4 protein-coding genes are annotated in these 4909 nt (G+C 54.0%); all 4 read left to right on the forward strand.

Going from position 1 to position 4909, the window contains the following annotated elements:
* The first annotated feature begins 518 nt into the window (after nt 1-518).
* Entirely contained in the window at nt 519-1544 is a 1026-nt protein-coding gene (locus ACOYIE_RS09325) for a zinc-dependent alcohol dehydrogenase (RefSeq protein WP_433412579.1), read from the forward strand.
* Nucleotides 1545-1621: 77 nt separating this feature from the next.
* Nucleotides 1622-2926 (forward strand): acetyl-CoA hydrolase/transferase family protein, encoded by a 1305-nt coding sequence (locus ACOYIE_RS09330; RefSeq protein WP_433412581.1) that lies wholly within the window; start codon nt 1622-1624, stop codon nt 2924-2926.
* Between the two features lie 3 nt (nt 2927-2929).
* Entirely contained in the window at nt 2930-3736 is an 807-nt protein-coding gene (locus ACOYIE_RS09335) for an enoyl-CoA hydratase/isomerase family protein (RefSeq protein WP_433412583.1), read from the forward strand.
* Between the two features lie 84 nt (nt 3737-3820).
* Entirely contained in the window at nt 3821-4879 is a 1059-nt protein-coding gene (locus ACOYIE_RS09340; RefSeq protein ID WP_433412585.1) for a DctP family TRAP transporter solute-binding subunit, read from the forward strand.
* Nucleotides 4880-4909: the final 30 nt, after the last annotated feature.

Genomic DNA, 4909 nt, shown 5'->3' on the forward strand with positions numbered 1-4909 from the left:
ATAGTAATTATTAAAAACGCACAAAAACAAAAGATGAAATTTGTTAAAATATCAGTTGAAAAAAAGAAATTGAGAAAAACTTAACAAAAAATGAAGAATACATTTTTCATGATGCACAAAAACAGGGAATCGAAGATGAATTGTTTGACGGGGTATTGACAATTGGGAGCAAGGCAATTATAGTATTTATGTGCTTCAAAGACTGCTGCAATACACAACGGTCTCTTATTGCCGTGTGAAAAAAGCGGTGGTTCCGCATGGGCTTTTTTGCTGAGCCCGTAGAGTAACGGACGAACATGAAGATGATTGACGGATGGACAACCCTTGGCGTACGGTAAACCAGTGAATGGACGGATTGCCTTGTTTGCGTTGTCTATTTTGTTGTGGGGGGGTGAAACCGTTCCCACAAGCTGGTATTTCGTGTGAGGCACATTTCAGACGGTTGTGCCTGAAATTGATGCTGCCGAAGCTGCGGCAGCGGGAAGAAAAGAGAAGAGTTTTAGGGAGGACACGTTTTTATGAAAAAGCTGTTGTTGACTGATTTCTTCAAGGTCGAAACTGTTGAGGCTCCGATTCCGGAGCCCGGCCCGGGCCAGGCGGTCATCCGCATCAAGTATGCGGGCATCTGCGGCTCCGACCTGCATATCTTTGCCGGCCAGCATCCGACTGCCAAGCCGCCCCTGGTAATGGGACATGAGGCTTGCGGCGAGCTGTACTCGATCAACGCGGACCGCACCGATATCAAGGTGGGCGATAAGGTTTGCGCACATACCATTAAGCCCTGCAACGCCTGCGAGTTCTGCCATGTTGGCCGTGAGAACCTGTGCACCGATGTTAAGATCATGGGCACCTCGATGGACGGCGTATTCACCCAGTACCTGCTGGTTGATGCGGAGCGTCTGATCAAGTTCAATGACGATGTGGACATGAAGATTGCCGCGCTGGTTGAGCCGCTGACCGTTGCAGTGCATGATACCCGCCGCGCGCAGATCCGTCCGGGCGATGATGTGTTTATCGCAGGCGCCGGCACCATCGGCATCCTGATTGGCATGGTATGCAAACTGGCAGGCGCCGCGCATGTTGTACTGGCTGAAATCAATCCGGACCGTATCCGCATTGCCCGCGAGCTCGGCTTTGACTGCGTAAACATTTCGGACGCAGACTTTGCTGACCAGTGCAAGGCGATTTCCGGCGGTACGTTCAACAAGCTGTTTGAAGTTACCGGCTTCCAGGGCGGTTATGACGCCTGTGTCGGTCTGATTTCTCAGGGCAGCACGATGATTCAGGTTGGTATGCCGCCCAAGGGCACTATCTTTAATACGGACATCAACAACATTATCTATAACGAAGGCAGCCTGCTGGGCGTTCGTCATCACACCATGACCAGCATGGAAGGCGCGGCCAAGATCATCAACGCCGGCCTGATGAACGAGCAGCTTGCCAAGGTTGTTTCCGCAATTTATCCGGTCGACCAGAGCCAGGAAGCGTTTGACAAGGCGGCCAAGGATAAGACCATGCTGAAGGTACTGATCGACTTTACCTGATCTTTACTGCATAACAACGAGCTTTTGTGAGAGGAAGCTCCGAGGGGTTTGTGTGGCTTTTTTAGGAGGTCATACAAATGCAGGACTGGAGAGAGATCTATCAGTCGAAGCTGGTATCCGCTGAAGAAGCGGTCAGCCACATCCCAAACAACTCGCGTGTGCTGTTTGGCCATGCGTGCGGCGAGCCGACGACGCTCGTTGACGCGATGGTAGCAAACTACAAGCAGTATGAAAACGTGGAGATCTGCCACTGGGTGCCGATGGGCAAGGGCGAATACTGCAAGCCGGAAATGGCGGGCCACTTCCGCCATAACGCGCTGTTCGCCGGCGGCGCAACCCGCGCCGCGATTGCCGAGGGCCGTGCGGACTTTTCGCCGACCTTCTTCCACCAGACGCCCCGCATGTTCCGTGACGGCACGTTGCCGCTGGACGTGGCGCTGATTTCACTGTCCAGACCGAATGAGCACGGATTCTGCTCCTTTGGCGTTTCGGTCTGCGCAACCAAGCCGGGCGCGGAAGCGGCCAAGCTGGTGATTGCGGAAATCAACGATCAGATGCCGTACACCATGGGCGATTCGTTCATCCACGTTTCCAAGCTGGATTACATCGTTGAAACCTCGCATCCGCTGCCTGAACTGGGCGGCGGCCGTATGACCGAGGTGGAAGAGGCCATCGGCCGCAACTGTGCAAGTCTGATTGAAGACGGCTCGACGCTGCAGCTCGGCATCGGCTCGATTCCGGACGCTGTACTGAAGAACCTGGGTGACAAAAAAGATCTTGGCATCCATTCTGAAATGTTCTCGGACGGCGTGGTGGAGCTGTACGAAAAGGGTGTTATTACAGGCGCCCAAAAGTCCATCCACAAGGGAAAAATTGTGGTAGGCTTTCTGATGGGAACCAAGCGCCTGTACGATTTTGCTGACAACAATCCGGATGTTATGATGCTGCCGATTGATTATGTCAACGATCCCGTAGTGATTGCCCAGAACAGCAAGATGGTTTCGATCAACTCCTGCCTGCAGGTGGATTTCTGCGGCCAGGTGAACTCGGAATCCATGGGAATCGCGCAGTTCTCCGGTATCGGCGGTCAGCTCGACTATGTCCGCGGCGCGACCATGTGTCCGGACGGCAAGAGCATCCTTGCCATGCCATCCACTGCAAAGAAGGGAACCATTTCCCGCATCGTGCCTGTTTTTGAGCCCGGCACAACCGTTACGACAACCCGTACCGATGTACATTACATTGTTACGGAATACGGCGTTGCAAACCTGCGCGGCAAATGCGTGCGCGAGCGTGCAAAGATGCTGATCAACATTGCGCATCCGAAGTTCCGTGATGAACTCTGGGCTGCGTATTACGAACGGTTTGGTAAGGAGGACTGAAAAATGGCAGTACGAGTTGTTGAAAAGATTGGCGAACATACGCTGGAGCAGATGCTCCTGAAAGTAGAAGACCATATTGGCATCATCACGTTCCATCGCCCCCCGGTCAACGCGGCCGGCGAAGTTGCGCAGAAGGAACTGCTGATGGTGTGTGATTACATTAACCATGACGACGATATCTGGGTTGTCGTTATGCATTCCGACCAGAAGACTTTCTGCGTTGGCGACGATATCAAGCTCTTTAAGAAGAGCATTGACGATAAGGATGTAACCAACGTACAGGAAGTATTTTATGACGGCGCACTGGCACTTTATGAAGTGCGCGTTCCGGTGATCTGTGCGGTACACGGCCACTGCCTCGGCGGCGGCATGTGCTATCCCGCAGGCGCGGATATTACGATTGCCGTCAAGGGCACCTTGTTCGGCGCGCCTGAGGCAAAGCTCGGCGTTGTCGGCGGCTCCGGTCACCTGTCCCGCATTCTGCCTCCGCAGATTCAGCGTGACATGTGCTACTGCTCGTCTTTCATCACGGCGGAAGACCTGATGAAATACGGCGGCGTTACCAAGGTGGTTGACACGCTGGAAGAGCTGATGCCGGCCGCAATGGACAAGGCGCGTGAGATTTGCAAGCGCGGCCCGCTGGTTCTGCGTTATCTGAAGGCGTGCATGAACCTGCAGGAAGATTTCCAGATGAAGCGCAAGAACGATCTGGAAGTTACCTACACCCGCTATATGGCGCGGCATGAGGACTTCAATGAGGGTGTTTCCGCCTTTATTGAAAAGCGCGAACCGCATTTCTCCGGCAAATAATTTCATATATACGGCTGGCACCCCCCCAGCCTGTATATAAAAGAGACCCCACCTATTAAGAAAGCGAAGAAAAGAGGTTGTAACATGAAGAAAAGATTACTGGCGATGCTTCTGGCATCCTGCATGGCACTGTCTCTGGCAGCTTGCGGCGGCGGCGACGACGCGAAGGACACTGATAAGGGCGGCGACGCGCAGCAGGGTACCGACGCTGGCGCTGAGAAGCCGGCTGAGGCATTCGTTCTGAAGATGAACTCCATCAAGACCACCAGCGACCCGATGTACGAAGCTTGGTCCAACTTCTGCGATCGCATCAACGAAGCTTCCAACGGCACCCTGGACGTTCAGATTTATCCTTCTGAGTCCCTCGGCGCTACCACCGACGTTATCGAAGCGATCTCCAAGGGTGCTGCTTCCATTCAGGACTGCGACTTCTCGCACCTGTCTGACTATGTGCCGGACTTCTCCGCGTTCATGATGCCTTACCTGCTCAAGAAGCCGGAAGACATTGAGAAGCTCTGGAAGTCTGAGATTGGCCAGGAGCTCTGCCGTGAGGTTGAGGCTAAGGGCCTGCGCATCCTGACCGCTGTTTACTTCGGCGAGCGCAACTGGCTGGTTAAGACCCCCTTCACCAACCGTGCGGAAGCTTCCGGCATGAAGCTGCGCTGCGCGCCCACCAAGATGTGGACCCAGATGGTTGACGTTATCGGCGGCAATGCTACCACCTGCACCTGGTCTGAGACCTATCAGGCTCTGTCTCAGGGCGTTGCGGACGGCGCTGAGTCCCCGATTCACATCCTGTACTCTGCGAAGCTGCACGAAGTTGCCAAGTACCTGGTTTACACCCGTCACCTGTACGCTCCGACCATCATGGTTATGTCCCAGGACGTTTATGACTCCCTGCCGGCAGACGCTCAGAAGGCTCTGGACGAAGTAGGCTCTGCTTACCCAGCTCAGGCTATCGAAGAAGTTGAGTCCGTTGTTGGCCCGATGCTCGAAGAGATGAAGAAGGCTGGCGTTGAGGAAGTATTCCCGGATGAGGCTGCTCTGGAAGAGTGGCGCAACTACTCCATGGAGAACGTTCCGAAGCAGTTCCCCGAGTGGCGCGAAGGCCTGATCGATCGCATCAACGAGGCGATTGCGTAAGCTTTCTCTGATTCAACAGTTCGCTGACTG

Source organism: Agathobaculum sp. (genome assembly GCF_050946325.1).
Lineage (GTDB): Bacteria > Bacillota > Clostridia > Oscillospirales > Butyricicoccaceae > Agathobaculum.